This is a genomic window from Streptomyces caeni (assembly GCF_042678285.1).
GTDB classification, from domain to species: Bacteria; Actinomycetota; Actinomycetes; order Streptomycetales; family Streptomycetaceae; genus Streptomyces; species Streptomyces caeni.
The window spans coordinates 26,392-40,742 of the sequence record NZ_JBHUDX010000021.1; the positions used below are offsets into that span (position 1 = coordinate 26,392).

The window sequence follows — 14,351 nt, forward strand, 5'->3', positions numbered from 1 at the left end:
GTGGACCGGACGGACCCCGGGGTCACCAGCCCGCGGACGGGCCCGTCAGCTCCCTGACCGCCGGCCGCGCCGCGTCCAGGACCGTCATGAACCACGACGAGAACGTGTCCCTCGCGTGCCGCTCCGCCAGCTCCTCGGCGGTCACGAAGGCCGTCGCCCCGACCTCCTCCGGGTCCGGGCGCACGGCGGACTGCACCAGACCGACGAAGAGATGGTTGTACTCCTGCTCCACCAGACCCGAGTCCGGGTCCGGGTGGTTGTAGCGCACCGTGCCCGCCTCGGCGAGCAGCGACGGGGAGACCCCCAGCTCCTCGTGTGTCCGCCGGGCCGCCGCGGCGAACGGCGCCTCGCCCGGGTAGGGGTGGCCGCAGCAGGTGTTCGACCAGACGCCGGGGGAGTGGTACTTGCCCAGGGCCCGCTGCTGGAGCAGCAGCCGGCCGCGGTCGTCGAACAGGAATACCGAGAACGCCCGGTGCAGCTGCCCCGGCGGCTGATGGGCGGCGAGCTTCTCCGCCGTGCCGATCGTGGTGCCGTCCTCGTCGACCAGCTCCAGCAAGATCGCGTCAGCGGTGCCGTTCGACGAACGGTGCGTCGCGGTGGCAGGTGTGATCGGCATACCCATCCTTCGCATCGGTTGTCCAGCCCAAGTCTGCCGTACGAATCCGGCACTCCCGGCACTTCGCGACTTCCCGCATGTCCCCGCCCCGCCCGTCGGGACGGGCCGTACGGCCCTCACGGAACAGACGCCGGAAGCGGCCGGATACCTGATCGTTTCCCGGTGTCACCCGAGGGGAACCGTCCGCCCGGCGGGGAATGATCACCGCCGGCGTGTCCGGCCCCGGTCCGGGTCCCGGCTCTGGTTCCCGCCCGGCACCGCGACCGGCCGCCGCGGTCAGCCGAGGTTCGCCTCCCGGTGGCGCAGCCGCCGACTGCGCCAGGTCGACTCCCCGCCGATCACCGCGACCGGTCGCCCCGGTCAGCCGAGGTCCGCCTCCGGGTGGTGCAACCGCCAGCCGAGCCAGGCCGACTCCACCATCTCGCGTACCCCGTGCCGGGCGTGCCAGCCCAGCTCCCGCTCCGCCAGCGCGGACGACGCCACCGCGCGCGGGGCGTCGCCGGGGCGGCGCGGCTCCACGACTGCGGGCGTACGGTCACCGGTCACCTCGCCGATGATCGTGACCAGTTCGCGCACCGAAACACCTTCACCGCGGCCGATGTTGACGGTCAGATCACCCCTCGCGCCCCCTGCCAGCCGCCGGGCCGCCGCGAGGTGTGCGTCGGCGAGGTCGGCGACATGGATGTAGTCGCGGACGCAGGTCCCGTCCGGTGTCGGATAGTCGTCGCCGAAGATCCTCGGGGCCTCGCCGCGGGTCAGCCGGTCGAAGACCATGGGTACGACGTTGAAGACGCCCGTGTCCGCGAGTTCCGGCCGGGCCGCGCCCGCCACGTTGAAGTAACGCAGGCACACGGTCGCGATGCCGTGTGCCCGGCCCGCGGCGCGCACCAGCCACTCGCCCGCGAGCTTCGTCTCGCCGTACGGGCTCATCGGGGCGCAGGGCGTGCCCTCCGTGATGAGGTCCGTGTCGGGGTTGCCGTAGACGGCCGCGGACGAGGAGAACACGAACCGCCCGATCCCGGCGCCCGCGACCGCGTCCAGCAGCGTCGCCAAGCCGCCCACATTGTCCAGGTAGTAGCGCGTCGGCTGGGCCACGGACTCGCCGACCTGCTTGCGCGCGGCGAGGTGCACCACGCCCGTCACCGCGTGCTCGGCGAAGACCCGCTTCAGCAGTTCGCCGTCCCGCGCGGAGCCCTGGACCAGCGGAACACTTTCGGGGAGCCGTCCGGGCACCCCGGCCGAGAGGTCGTCGAGGACCAGGACGCGCTCACCCTCGGCGGCCATCGCCCGTGCCACGTGCGCCCCGATATACCCGGCCCCGCCGGTGATCAGCCATGTCATGGCACCTCACCCTATGCCCGTCCGGCGACCACCGGTCGGCGTCGGTCCGTCCTCGCCGCGGCAGGTACGGGGACATGGGCTCCGCCGAAGCGCAGCGGCGGCCCCGATGTCGAGAATGTCCCGATCTGTATCCGGTGGTTTGTGGCGTGCCCCTCCGATCCCCGATGATGATCGCGGCAGTGGCCGCCCAGACCGGGTTGATCGTCCCGTGAACGGGTGGTGAACACCGGCTTCCAGCTATCCGATAGCCTCTGCCGACATGCCGTCCGGCCCCTGTCCCGGGCGCCCCACACCACACACACGACCGGCGCCCGCGCGCGTCGGGACTCAGGGAGTGAGTTCGTCTGTCGACCGCCATCCTCACCGGCCAGCCGGTCCCCGGATCGTCGCTCGAGGGCGATCTGCGGTCCCTCGGCTTCGACGTGCGGGTCGCCACCGACGCCGGTGACGCAGAGACACTCCTCGCCGCCGTGCCGGCGAACCAGCGGGTCGCGATCGTCGACGCCCGGTTCGTGGGCCATCCGCACGCGCTGCGGCTCGGCCTCACCGACCCCCGCTTCCCGGCCGCGGCGCTGCCGGGCGCCGTCACCGCCCAGCCCGCAGCCCGTCAGGCGCTGACGCGGGCCCTCGCCCGCGAGAACTCCGCGGCGGCCGGCCACGCGACCGTCGTCACCGGCGATCTCGCCGAGCGCATCACCGAGGCCCTCGACGCCGACGGCGTTCCCGTGCACCGCACCGAACTCGGCACGCTGGTCGCCGTCGTCCCCGCCGACCCCCAGGCCCGCAACGAGGCCCGCCAGGCGGTCTTGGCCGTCGACGACGAGGCCGTGCGACTGAGTAGCGCCGTCAAGGCCCGCGACGGCTTCTTCACCACGTACTTCATCAGCCCGTACTCGCGCTACATCGCCCGCTGGTGCGCCCGCCGCGGACTGACTCCCAACCAGGTCACCACCGCCTCACTGCTCACCGCCCTGATCGCGGCGGGCTGCGCGGCCACCGGCACCCGCGGCGGCTTCGTCGCCGCGGGCATCCTCCTCATCCTCTCTTTCGTCCTCGACTGCACCGACGGCCAGCTCGCCCGCTACTCCCTGCAGTACTCGACGCTCGGCGCCTGGCTCGACGCCACCTTCGACCGCGCCAAGGAGTACGCCTACTACGCCGGCCTCGCCCTCGGCGCGGCCCGCGGCGGAGACGACGTCTGGGCGCTCGCGCTCGGCGCCATGGTGCTGCAGACCTGCCGGCACGTGGTCGACTTCTCCTTCAACGAGGCGAACCACGACGCGGCCGCCAACACCAGCCCCACCGCGGCCCTTTCGGACCGCCTCGACTCCGTCGGCTGGACGGTCTGGGCGCGCCGGATGATCGTCCTGCCGATCGGTGAGCGCTGGGCGATGATCGCCGTCCTGACCGCGGCCACCACTCCCCGTATCACCTTCTACGCGCTGCTCGTCGGATCCGCGTTCGCGGCGACCTACACGACCGCGGGCCGCGTACTGCGCTCGCTCACGCGCAAGGCCCGGCGGACCGACCGGGCGGCGCGAGCGCTGGCCGACCTGGCGGACAGCGGGCCGCTCGCCGAACTGCTGCTGCGCGTGGCCCGCGGGACGTCGCACCGTGCGGCGTCCTACCTCGCCCTGGCGGGCGCCGTGCTCGTGGTCGGCTCGGCCCTGCTGTGGGGCGCCGGCTGGCAGACCGTTCTGTGCGCCGTCGGCTACGCCCTGGCTTCGGCCATCGCCGTCGCCCGCCCCCTCAAGGGCGCCCTCGACTGGCTGGTTCCCCCGATCTTCCGCGCCGCCGAGTACGGCACCGTCCTGGTACTGGCGGCCGAAGCGGACGTGAACAAGGCGCTTCCCGCGGCTTTCGGGCTGGTGGCCGCGGTCGCCTACCATCACTACGACACGGTGTACCGCATCCGCGGCGACGCCGGGGCGCCACCGCGCTGGCTGGTGCGCGCGACCGGGGGACACGAAGGCCGGACACTGCTGGTCACGGTGCTGGCCGCGCTGCTCACCGCAGCACAGTTCACGGTCGCGCTCACGGCCCTGGCCGGGTACGTGGCCCTGATGGTGCTCGCCGAGAGCATCCGCTTCTGGGTGGCCGCTCACCGGGCCGGCGCGCCCGCCGTACACGACGAAGGAGAACCCGCATGATCGGCCTCGTGCTGGCGGCCGGCGCCGGACGGCGTCTGCGCCCCTACACCGACACCCTGCCCAAGGCTCTGGTGCCGGTGGGGCCCGCGGGCATAGAGGACGGCCCGACGGTCCTGGACCTCACACTCGGCAACTTCGCCGAGATCGGTCTGACCGAGGCCGCGATCATCGTCGGCTACCGCAAGGAGGCCGTGTACGAGCGCAAGGCGGCCCTCGAACAGAAGTACGGTCTCAAGCTCACCCTCATCGACAACGACAAGGCCGAGGAGTGGAACAACGCCTACTCCCTGTGGTGCGGCCGTGACGTCCTCAAGGAGGGCGTGATCCTCGCCAACGGCGACACCGTGCACCCGGTCTCCGTCGAGAAGACGCTGCTCGCCGCCCGCGGTGACGGCAAGAAGATCATCCTCGCCCTCGACACGGTGAAGAACCTCGCCGACGAGGAGATGAAGGTCGTCGTGGACCCCGGCAAGGGCGTCCAGAAGATCACCAAGCTGATGGAGCCGTCCGAGGCGACCGGCGAATACATCGGCGTCACCCTCATCGAAGGCGACGCCGCCGCCGACCTCGCCGACGCGCTGCGGACGGTCTGGGAGACCGACCCGCAGCAGTTCTACGAGCACGGCTACCAGGAGCTGGTCAACCGCGGCTTCAAGATCGACGTGGCGCCGATCGGCGACGTCCCGTGGGTCGAGATCGACAACCACGACGACCTGGCCCGGGGACGGGAGATCGCGTGCCGGTACTGACGAGGCTCATCCCCTCGCCGGTCGTCGTGGACATCCGCCCAGGTGCCCTGGACGACCTGGCCTCCGTGCTCGAGGACGAGCGCATCTCGCACTCGGGCAAGCTCGCGGTCGCGGTCAGCGGCGGCTCCGGGGCCAGGCTGCGCGACCGGCTCGCCCCGGCCCTGCCCGGCGCCAGCTGGTACGAGGTCGGGGGCGGCACCCTCGACGACGCGATCCGGCTGGCCGGCGAGATGAAGGCCGGCCACTACGACGCGGTCGTGGGCCTGGGCGGCGGCAAGATCATCGACTGCGCCAAGTTCGCCGCGGCGCGCGTCGGCCTGCCGCTGGTGGCCGTGCCCACGAACCTCGCGCACGACGGTCTGTGCTCGCCGGTGGCGACCCTCGACAACGACGCCGGCCGCGGCTCCTACGGCGTGCCGAACCCCATCGCGGTCGTCATCGACCTGGACGTCGTCCGCGAGGCCCCGGTGCGGTTCGTGCGCGCGGGCATCGGTGACGCCGTGTCCAACATCTCGGCGATCGCGGACTGGGAGCTGGCCAACCGGGTCAAGGGCGAGAAGATCGACGGCCTTGCCGCGGCGATGGCGCGCCAGGCCGGCGAGGCCGTGCTGCGCCACCCCGGCGGCGTCGGTGACAACGGTTTCCTCCAGGTACTGGCCGAGGCGCTGGTCCTCAGCGGCATCGCCATGTCGGTGTCCGGCGACTCCCGCCCGTCCTCCGGCGCGTGCCATGAGATCAACCACGCCTTCGACCTCCTCTTCCCCCGGCGTGCGGCCGCCCACGGCGAGCAGTGCGGCCTGGGCGCCGCCTTCGCGATGTACCTGCGCGGGGCCCACGAGGAGTCCGCGTACATGGCGCAGGTACTGCGCCGCCACGGGCTGCCCGTGCTGCCGGAGGAGATCGGCTTCACGACGGACGAGTTCGTCCGGGTCGTGGAGTTCGCCCCGCAGACCCGGCCCGGCCGCTACACGATCCTCGAACACCTCGACCTGAAGACCGACCAGATCAAGGACACATACGCCGACTATGTCAAGGCCATCGGTAGCTGAACTGCGTCCCGTCGTCCACCCCGCGGGAGTGAAGGACCGGCGCAGCGGCGAGCACTGGGCGGGACGCCTCTACATGCGGGAGATCTCGCTGCGGGTGGACCGCTACCTGGTCAACACCAGGGTCACGCCCAACCAGCTGACCTACCTGATGACCGTCTTCGGGGTCCTCGCCGCCCCGGCACTGCTGGTGCCGGGCGTGGCGGGCGCCGTGCTCGGCGTGGTGATGGTCCAGCTCTACCTGCTGCTCGACTGCGTCGACGGCGAGATAGCCCGCTGGAAGAAGCAGTTCTCCCTCGGCGGCGTGTACCTCGACCGGGTCGGCGCCTACCTGTGCGACGCCGCGGTCCTCGTCGGCTTCGGCCTGCGCGCCGCCGATGTCTGGGGCCCGGGACGGATCGACTGGCTGTGGGCCTTCCTCGGTACCCTCGCCGCGGTCGGCGCCGTCCTGATCAAGGCCGAGACCGACCTGGTGGGCGTCGCCCGCCACCAGGGCGGACTGCCGCCGGTCAAGGAGGCGGCGTCCGAGCCGCGCTCGTCCGGCCTGGCGCTGGCACGCCGGGCCGCAGGTGCGCTGAAGTTCCACCGGCTCGTGCTCGGGATCGAGGCGTCCCTGCTGATCCTGCTGCTGGCGATCCTGGACGCGGTCCGGGGAGACCTGTTCTTCTCCCGGCTCGGTGTCGCGGTGCTCGCCGGCATCGCCCTGCTGCAGACGCTGCTGCACCTCGTGTCCATCCTCGCGTCCAGCAGGCTGAAGTGAGCGGGGCCACCACAGTCGGGGCCGTCATCATCACGATGGGCAACCGGCCCGCCGAGCTCCGCGCCCTCCTCGACTCGGTGGCCAAGCAGGACGGCGACCCCGTCGAGGTCGTCGTGGTCGGCAACGGTTCGCCCGTCCCGGACGTCACGGAGTTCTCACCGGCCGTCCGGACGGTGGAGCTGCCCGAGAACCTCGGCATCCCCGGCGGCCGCAACGCCGGCATCGAAGCCTTCCGGTCCAAGGGCACCGACGGCTACGACGTCGACGTCCTGCTGTTCCTGGACGACGACGGGCTCCTCGCCCGCACCGACACCGCCGAGCTGTGCCGCCAGGCCTTCGCCGCCGACCCGGACCTCGGGATCATCAGCTTCCGCATCGCCGACCCCGACACCGGCCGGACCCAGCGTCGGCATGTGCCGCGGCTGCGTGCCTCCGACCCGATGCGCTCGTCCCGGGTCACCACCTTCCTCGGCGGCGCCAACGCCGTCCGTGCGGCGGTCTTCGCCGAGGTCGGGGGGTTGCCGGACGAGTTCTTCTACGCCCATGAGGAAACCGACCTGGCCTGGCGGGCGCTGGACGCGGGCTGGATGATCGACTACCGGTCCGACATGGTGCTGTACCACCCGACGACCGCCCCCTCCCGGCACGCGGTCTACCACCGTATGGTCGCCCGCAACCGGGTGTGGCTGGCCCGCCGCAACCTTCCCGCCCCCCTCGTCCCCGTCTACCTGGGCGTCTGGATGCTCCTCACGCTGCTGCGCCGCCCCTCGCGGGCTGCCCTGAAGGCGTGGTTCGGAGGGTTCAAGGAGGGCTGGACGGCCCCGTGCGGCAGCCGGCGTCCCATGAAATGGCGTACGGTGTGGCGGCTGACCCGACTGGGCCGGCCTCCGGTCATCTGACAAGCTCGGTACTCGGAACCACGCGGGCGGGACCCACGACCCGGCTCCCGCCCGTGCGCGGGCAGACCGCGCATCCCGAACACGGAGAGTTTGCCAACCTGTGAGTGATACAACGCACGGCGGTGTCGCGGTAAGCGCCCCGTCGCCCGATGACGGACTGACCGCCGCCGAACTGGCCGCGAAGTACGGGCTCTCGGTCAGCGGAGCCCGGCCCGGACTCGTCGAGTACGTCCGCCAGCTGTGGGGACGGCGCCACTTCATCCTGGCCTTCTCTCAGGCGAAGCTCACGGCCCAGTACAGCCAGGCCAGGCTCGGCCAGCTGTGGCAGGTGGCCACGCCACTGCTGAACGCGTTCGTTTACTATATGATCTTCGGGCTGATCCTGAAGGCCGGACGGGGCATGACGACGGGCACGTACATCCCGTTCCTGGTGACCGGGGTCTTCGTCTTCACCTTCACCCAGAACTCGGCCATGGCCGGTGTGCGGGCGATCTCCGGGAATCTGGGCCTGGTGCGCGCGCTGCACTTCCCGCGCGCCTCGCTGCCCGTCTCGTTCGCGCTCCAGCAGCTCCAGCAGCTGCTCTTCTCGATGGTCGTGCTGTTCGTCGTGGCGGTGGGGTTCGGCAACTACCCGAGCCTGTCCTGGCTGCTGATCGTCCCGATTCTGGCGCTGCAGTTCTGCTTCAACACCGGCCTCGCCCTGATCCTGGCGCGCCTGGGCGCCAAGACCCCGGACCTCGCCCAGCTGATGCCGTTCATCCTGCGGACCTGGATGTACGCCTCCGGTGTGATGTTCTCCATCCACACCATGCTGGTGGGCCGCCCGGCATGGGTCGTCCACGCCTTGCAGGTGAACCCCGCCGCCGTCTACATGGACCTGATGCGTTTCGCGCTCATCGAGGACTATGTCGCCGAGAACCTCCCGCCGCACGTCTGGGCCGTCGCGCTGTCCTGGGCCGTCGTCGTCCTCGCCGGCGGATTCGTGTACTTCTGGCGGGCCGAGGAACGATACGGCCGTGGCTGAGCAGTACACCGGAACCAGGGTGCCCACCGTCATCGCCGACGACCTGCACATCGTCTACCGGGTCAACGGCGCCAAGACCGGCAAGGGAAGCGCGACCGCCGCCCTCAGCCGCATCCTCAGGCGCGGGGAAGAGCGCGGTGCGCGCTCGGTGCACGCGGTCCGGGGCGTCTCGTTCGTCGCCTACCGCGGTGAGGCCATCGGCCTCATCGGCTCGAACGGCTCCGGCAAGTCCACGCTGCTGCGGGCCGTCGCCGGTCTGCTGCCCGCGGAACGGGGCAGGGTCTACACCGATGGCCAGCCGTCCCTGCTCGGGGTGAACGCGGCGCTGATGAACGACCTGACGGGCGAGCGGAACGTCATTCTGGGCGGCCTCGCGATGGGCATGTCCCGCGAGGAGGTCGACGCCCGCTACCAGGAGATCGTCGACTTCTCCGGCATCAACGAGAAGGGCGACTTCATCACACTGCCCATGCGCACCTACTCCTCCGGCATGTCGGCGCGGCTGCGGTTCTCCATCGCGGCCGCCAAGAACCACGACGTGCTGCTCATCGACGAGGCCCTCGCCACCGGCGACCGCAAGTTCCAGACACGGTCCGAGGAGCGCATCCGGGAGCTGCGCAAGGAGGCCGGCACGGTGTTTCTGGTCAGTCACAGCAACAAGTCGATCAGGGACACGTGCGACCGTGTCCTGTGGCTGGAGCGCGGCGAGCTGCGGATGGACGGTCCGACCGACGAGGTCATCAGGGAGTACGAGAAGTTCACGGGCAGATAGGAGGCATTCACCCGGGCCCCGCCCGAACGCTCCGGCAGGGCCCGGCGTCTGCAAAGGAAACGCCAACTCCCGTTTGGCTTAGGAATCTTGAGGCCAATCGGTGTGTTGTTGTGATGCGCCGGACACCCCGACGAAGCGTGCCGCGTTGTACAACGTAAGCTGTACCGGTGCTGATTCGCGGCAAGTGGGGCGATAATGCCCCACACCCTCATACCTGCCGCGTTGTGCGGGCAGCCGGGCGGCGTGTCCGAAATGGGATGTAATGGACTAGCGGTGTAGAACGGGAGATGTGACGGCAATGGCTACGGAAAGTCTCCAGCTCCGCGAGGCATGTGCCGTCTCCGCGCCGGGCGGCGAGCGGTGACCGAAGCCGCGACGGTGAGCGCCGGTGACCCGGAGCGTGTCACCCTCGACAAGGCCGCGGACGAGAACTTCCCCGTGGCGCCGTTCTTCCTGCCCAGGGACTGGCGCGCCGACCTGATGGCCGTCTACGGCTTCGCGCGTCTCGTCGACGACATCGGTGACGGCGACCTCGCCCCCGGAGGTGCCGACGCCCGCCTCCTCGGCGTGTCGCCCGACGAGGCCGAGGACCGCCTCATCCTCCTCGACGCCTTCGAGGCCGACCTGCGCAGGGTCTTCGACGCGACGCCCCGTCACCCCCTGCTCCGGCGCCTGCAGCCCACGGTCCGGCGCGCCGGCCTCACCCCCGAGCCGTTCCTCGGCCTGATCGCGGCCAACCGCCAGGACCAGCTCGTCACGCGGTACGAGACCTACGACGACCTCCTCGCGTACTGCGAACTGTCCGCCAATCCGGTCGGCCGGCTCGTCCTGGCCGTCACCGGTACCGCCACCCCGGAGCGCGTACGGCGCTCCGACGCGATCTGCACGGCGCTGCAGATCGTCGAACACCTTCAGGACATCGCGGAGGACCTGCGCCGCGATCGCATCTACCTGCCTGCGGAGGACATGAAGCGCTTTCATGTCCAGGAGGCGGACCTCGCCACGAAAACAGCAGGCGCATCGGTGCGCGCGCTGGTTGCATGCGAAGCGGAACGCGTACGCGGTCTCCTGAATGAAGGCGCCCCCCTTGTGGGTAGCGTCCACGGCAGACTGAGGCTGCTGCTCGCGGGGTTCGTGGCGGGGGGGCGAGCGGCGATCCACGCGATCGCTGCCGCCGAATACGACGTACTTCCCGGCCCGCCCAGGCCCGGCAAGCTCCGGTTGCTGCGCGAGGCGGGCGTGACTCTGCGAGGAGAGGGGTGATCCGGACCGTGGAGTCTCCACCACACGTGTCCCCACCGGTACTCGCCGCGTACAGCTACTGCGAGGCCGTGACCGGGCAGCAGGCCCGTAACTTCGCGTACGGCATCAGGCTCCTGCCGACGCCGAAGCGCCGCGCGATGTCGGCGCTCTACGCGTTCTCCCGGCGCGTCGACGACATCGGCGACGGCGCGCTCTTGGCGGACGTCAAGACGGCGAGGCTCGAGCGGACCCGGAAGCTGCTCGCCCGGGTCCGCGACGGGGAGGTGGCCGAGGACGACACCGACCCGGTCGCGGTCGCCCTCACCCATGCCGCCCGGCACTTCCCGATCCCGCTCGGGGGCCTCGACGAACTCATCGACGGTGTCCTCATGGACGTGCGTGGCGAGACCTACGAGACCTGGGACGACCTGAAGGTCTACTGCCGGTGTGTGGCCGGGGCCATCGGACGGCTCTCGCTCGGCGTGTTCGGCACGACGCCGGGGGCGCGCGGCATTGAGCGCGCGCCGGAGTACGCCGACACGCTCGGGCTCGCGCTGCAACTCACCAACATCCTCCGCGACGTCCGCGAGGACGCCGAGGGCGGGCGGACCTATCTGCCCGCCGACGACCTCGCCAAGTTCGGCTGCTCGGCCGGGTTCCGCGGGCCGACCCCACCCGAGGGCTCCGACTTCGCGGGCCTCGTGCACTTCGAAGTGCGTCGGGCCCGCGCCCTTTTCGCCGAGGGCTACCGGCTGCTGCCCCTGCTCGACCGGCGCAGCGGCGCCTGTGTCGCCGCGATGGCAGGCATCTACCGCCGGCTCCTCGACCGCATCGAACGCGATCCGGAGGCCGTGCTGCGCGGCCGTGTCTCGCTGCCCGGACGCGAGAAGGTGTACGTCGCCGCGCGCGGCCTGTCGGGCCTCGACGCCCGGCATGTGACCCGGCGGACGGTCAGGAGGCCCACATGACGGACAATCCGGTCCAAGGTGACTCCGCTACCGAAAAGCGGCACGCAACCCTCCGCTGCCGCGCGGCGTCCCTGAGTGCGACGGCCTGCCGTGCATCGTTCAGGCATCACGGCGGACCGGCAGGGGAGGAAGCTCCATGAGCGACGGCACACAGCCGGAGGACCGGGCGTCCGACGCCTCGGGCCGCCCCGTGACGCCGTCCGTCTCCGGGACCTCCGCCGTGGTGGTCGGCGCGGGCATCGCGGGAATCACGGCCGCGCTCGCGCTTGCCGACGCCGGGGTGCGGGTCACCCTGCTGGAGGGCCGGCCGCGGCTGGGCGGTCTCGCCTTCTCCTTCCAGCGCGGCGACCTGACCGTCGACAACGGCCAGCATGTCTATCTGCGCTGCTGCACCGCGTACCGCTGGTTCCTCGACCGCATCGACGGGACCGCGCTCGCGCCCCTGCAGGATCGTCTCGACGTGCCCGTTCTCGACGCGAACGGCACCCCCGGACGGCGGCTCGGCAGACTACGGCGCGACGCGCTGCCCGTGCCGCTGCATCTCGGCCGCAGCCTGGCCACCTACCCCCATCTCTCGTTCGCCGAGCGGGCCGCGGTGGGGCGTGCCGCACTGGCGCTCCGAGCACTCGACCTCGGGGATCCTGCGCTCGACGCGCAGGACTTCGGCAGCTGGCTGGCCGCGCACGGCCAGTCGGCGCGTGCCGTCGAGGCACTGTGGGACCTCGTCGGGGTCGCCACCCTCAACGCGGTGGCCGGCGACGCCTCGCTCGGGCTCGCCGCGATGGTGTTCAAGACGGGTCTGCTGTCCGCCCCGGGCGCGGCCGACATCGGCTGGGCACGCGTCCCCCTGGGTGAACTGCACGACAGGCTGGCCCGCAAGGCGCTCGACTCCGCGGGCGTGCGCACCGAGGTCCGTACACGCGTCACCTCCATCTCCCCCTACGAGAACGGGCGCTGGAGCGTTCAGGTTCCCGGCGACCGCATCGAGACCGACGCCGTGGTCCTCGCCGTGCCGCAGCGGGAGGCCCACGCGATGCTGCCCGCCGGAGCCCTGGACGCCCCCGACCGCCTGCTCGGGATCGGCACGGCGCCGATCCTCAACATCCACGTCGTCTACGACCGCACGGTGCTCACCCGGCCGTTCTTCGCCGCCCTCGGCTCCCCGGTGCAGTGGGTCTTCGACCGTACCGAGGCATCCGGGCTGCGCGAGGGCCAGTACCTCGCGCTGTCGCAGTCGGCCGCGCAGGACGAGATCGACGAGCCCGTCGCCGCGCTCCGCGAGCGCTATCTCCCGGAACTCCGGCGGCTGCTGCCCGCCACGCGCGGCGCCGAGGTGAAGGACTTCTTCGTGACCCGGGAGCGTACCGCGACGTTCGCCCCCACCCCCGGCGTCGGGCGGCTGCGGCCCGGCGCCCGCACCAACGCCCCCGGCCTCTGTCTGGCCGGAGCGTGGACCGCCACAGGGTGGCCCGCGACCATGGAGAGCGCGGTCCGCAGTGGCATCGGTGCGGCGGGCGCCGCGCTGAACGCCCTGGGCCGGTCCGGTGCCCACCTCCTCGACCTCTTCGAGGAGGCGGCATGAGCGTCGACCTGCACGGGACAGGCCCCCGCACCCCCGGTACCGCAACAAGAGGAGAGACTGTGCCCACTGTGCCCCCGGCCGAGACGGCTGCCGACGCGGTGGAGGTGTCCGCGCTCCTGGAGCGTGGCCGGACCCTGGCCACCCCGGTGCTGCGGGCGGCCGTCGACCGTCTGGCACCGCCCATGGACACCGTCGCCGCCTACCACTTCGGCTGGATCGACGCCCAGGGCAACCCCGCCGACGGCGACGGCGGCAAGGCCGTGCGCCCCGCGCTGGCCCTGCTCTCTGCCCAGGCCGCGGGCGAGGCCCCCGAGGTGGGCGTGCCCGGCGCGGTCGCGGTCGAACTGGTGCACAACTTCTCGCTGCTGCACGACGACCTGATGGACGGCGACGAACAGCGCCGCCACCGCGACACCGTGTGGAAGGTGCACGGCCCGGCCCAGGCGATCCTGGTCGGCGACGCCCTGTTCGCCCTGGCGAGTGAGATCCTGCTGGAACTCGGCACCGTGGAGGCCGGCCGCGCCGCCCGCCGGCTGACCGCCGCCACGCGCGCCCTGATCGACGGTCAGGCGCAGGACATCTCCTACGAGCACCGCGACCGCGTCAGCGTCGCGGAGTGCCAGGAGATGGAGGGCAACAAGACCGGTGCCCTGCTGGCCTGCGCCTCCTCCATCGGCGCGGTGCTCGGCGGCGCCGACGACCGCACGGCCGACAACCTGGAGACGTACGGTTACCACCTCGGCCTCGCCTTCCAGGCCGTCGACGACCTCCTCGGCATCTGGGGCGACCCGGAGGCCACCGGCAAGCAGACCTGGAGCGATCTGCGCCAGCGCAAGAAGTCCCTGCCCGTGGTGGCGGCGCTGGCGGCGGGCGGGCCCGCCTCCGAGCGGCTCGGCGGGATCCTCGCCGAGGACGCCAAGAGCAGTGACTTCGAGAACTTCTCCGAGGAGGAGTTCGCCGCGCGCGCCGCGCTGATCGAGGAGGCGGGCGGACGCGACTGGACGATCCAGGAGGCGCGCCGCCAGCACACGATCGCCATCGAGGCCCTGGACGCCGTCCGGATGCCCCCGGAGGTGCGCGCCCGGTTCACGGCGCTCGCCGACTTCGTCGTCGTACGGAAGAGATGATCATTATCGGTCGAAGACACCTCGCGTAGTCGCCGGCCGGCGCCTCCCCCCGGCTTCCGGTTCCGCTCGGGCCGG

Annotated in this window: 14 protein-coding genes; 12 read left to right on the forward strand and 2 right to left on the reverse strand. The window is 71.6% G+C overall.

What is annotated here, in order from left to right:
• Window positions 1-22: 22 nt before the first annotated feature.
• Window positions 23-616, reverse strand: a complete 594-nt coding sequence (idi, locus tag ACFSL4_RS08510; RefSeq protein ID WP_381080195.1) for an isopentenyl-diphosphate Delta-isomerase — start codon at window positions 614-616, stop codon at window positions 23-25.
• A gap of 360 nt (window positions 617-976) precedes the next feature.
• A complete protein-coding gene (gene galE, locus ACFSL4_RS08515) occupies window positions 977-1,957 on the reverse strand; it encodes a UDP-glucose 4-epimerase GalE (RefSeq protein WP_381080197.1) in 981 nt (326 codons plus the stop codon).
• A gap of 344 nt (window positions 1,958-2,301) precedes the next feature.
• Between galE and ACFSL4_RS08520 the strand changes: the two genes are divergently transcribed.
• The 12 genes from ACFSL4_RS08520 (at window position 2,302) to ACFSL4_RS08575 (ending at window position 14,276) form a co-directional block, all read left to right on the forward strand.
• Window positions 2,302-4,107, forward strand: coding sequence for a DUF5941 domain-containing protein (locus tag ACFSL4_RS08520; RefSeq protein WP_381080331.1), 1,806 nt, complete (start codon window positions 2,302-2,304; stop codon window positions 4,105-4,107).
• Window positions 4,104-4,856: a phosphocholine cytidylyltransferase family protein gene (locus ACFSL4_RS08525; RefSeq protein ID WP_381080200.1), complete on the forward strand. Its 753-nt coding sequence runs from the start codon at window positions 4,104-4,106 to the stop codon at window positions 4,854-4,856. The genes ACFSL4_RS08520 and ACFSL4_RS08525 overlap by 4 nt, the downstream gene beginning before the upstream one ends.
• The gene (locus ACFSL4_RS08530; protein ID WP_381080202.1) at window positions 4,844-5,905 is read left to right on the forward strand and encodes an iron-containing alcohol dehydrogenase family protein; all 1,062 of its coding nucleotides are present in this window, start codon (window positions 4,844-4,846) and stop codon (window positions 5,903-5,905) included. Before ACFSL4_RS08525 ends, ACFSL4_RS08530 begins: the two co-directional genes overlap by 13 nt.
• Window positions 5,883-6,662, forward strand: coding sequence for a CDP-alcohol phosphatidyltransferase family protein (locus ACFSL4_RS08535; protein ID WP_381080204.1), 780 nt, complete (start codon window positions 5,883-5,885; stop codon window positions 6,660-6,662). Before ACFSL4_RS08530 ends, ACFSL4_RS08535 begins: the two co-directional genes overlap by 23 nt.
• Window positions 6,659-7,561 carry a glycosyltransferase family 2 protein gene (locus ACFSL4_RS08540; RefSeq protein ID WP_381080206.1) on the forward strand — a complete coding sequence of 301 codons (903 nt, stop codon included), beginning with the start codon at window positions 6,659-6,661 and terminating at the stop codon, window positions 7,559-7,561. The genes ACFSL4_RS08535 and ACFSL4_RS08540 overlap by 4 nt, the downstream gene beginning before the upstream one ends.
• A gap of 100 nt (window positions 7,562-7,661) precedes the next feature.
• On the forward strand, window positions 7,662-8,585 hold the full coding sequence (locus tag ACFSL4_RS08545) for an ABC transporter permease (protein ID WP_381080208.1): 924 nt from the start codon (window positions 7,662-7,664) through the stop codon (window positions 8,583-8,585).
• Window positions 8,578-9,357, forward strand: a complete 780-nt coding sequence (locus ACFSL4_RS08550; RefSeq protein ID WP_381080210.1) for an ABC transporter ATP-binding protein — start codon at window positions 8,578-8,580, stop codon at window positions 9,355-9,357. Before ACFSL4_RS08545 ends, ACFSL4_RS08550 begins: the two co-directional genes overlap by 8 nt.
• Before the next feature lie 330 nt (window positions 9,358-9,687).
• Window positions 9,688-10,620: a squalene synthase HpnC gene (gene hpnC / locus ACFSL4_RS08555; RefSeq protein WP_381080212.1), complete on the forward strand. Its 933-nt coding sequence runs from the start codon at window positions 9,688-9,690 to the stop codon at window positions 10,618-10,620.
• Window positions 10,617-11,567 carry a presqualene diphosphate synthase HpnD gene (hpnD, locus tag ACFSL4_RS08560; protein ID WP_381080214.1) on the forward strand — a complete coding sequence of 317 codons (951 nt, stop codon included), beginning with the start codon at window positions 10,617-10,619 and terminating at the stop codon, window positions 11,565-11,567. The genes hpnC and hpnD overlap by 4 nt, the downstream gene beginning before the upstream one ends.
• The gene (locus tag ACFSL4_RS08565) at window positions 11,564-11,707 is read left to right on the forward strand and encodes a DUF6380 family protein (RefSeq protein ID WP_381080216.1); all 144 of its coding nucleotides are present in this window, start codon (window positions 11,564-11,566) and stop codon (window positions 11,705-11,707) included. Before hpnD ends, ACFSL4_RS08565 begins: the two co-directional genes overlap by 4 nt.
• Window positions 11,704-13,149: a hydroxysqualene dehydroxylase HpnE gene (gene hpnE / locus ACFSL4_RS08570; protein WP_381080218.1), complete on the forward strand. Its 1,446-nt coding sequence runs from the start codon at window positions 11,704-11,706 to the stop codon at window positions 13,147-13,149. The genes ACFSL4_RS08565 and hpnE overlap by 4 nt, the downstream gene beginning before the upstream one ends.
• Window positions 13,146-14,276 (forward strand): polyprenyl synthetase family protein, encoded by a 1,131-nt coding sequence (locus ACFSL4_RS08575; RefSeq protein WP_381080220.1) that lies wholly within the window; start codon window positions 13,146-13,148, stop codon window positions 14,274-14,276. Before hpnE ends, ACFSL4_RS08575 begins: the two co-directional genes overlap by 4 nt.
• Window positions 14,277-14,351: the final 75 nt, after the last annotated feature.